The organism is Streptomyces sp. SP18BB07 (assembly GCF_036322545.1).
Lineage (GTDB): Bacteria > Actinomycetota > Actinomycetes > Streptomycetales > Streptomycetaceae > Streptomyces > Streptomyces deccanensis.
Genome location: NZ_JAQYWT010000291.1, coordinates 1 through 300 on the forward strand (window position 1 = coordinate 1; position 300 = coordinate 300).

The window sequence follows — 300 nt, forward strand, 5'->3', positions numbered from 1 at the left end:
AGATCGACGCCGCCGCCGTCCTCCGGACGGTTCTCCGTCTTCCACAGGTACGGCACCGCCAGCGGCCTGGCGATCGACACCACGGACGAGTACGCGGTGTTGCCCGCCGCGTCCGTCACCGCGACCTTGTCGTACGAGGTCTCGCCGTACGGGGCGGTGTGATCGGTCGCCGAGTTGCCCCAGGGGCCCTTGACCTCGGTGAACGGCCCGTCGGGCGAGGCGGACCTCAGCAGGCGGGTCGTCTCGGCTCCCTCGGACATCCACCACAGGGACACCCCGTCGAGGGCGGAATCACCGCTG

The 300-nt window shown here is 70.7% G+C and carries 1 pseudogene; it reads right to left on the reverse strand.

Annotated elements, in window-relative coordinates:
- Nucleotides 1-300 (reverse strand): annotated as a pseudogene (locus PUR53_RS16275) (hypothetical protein); the annotation flags it as partial.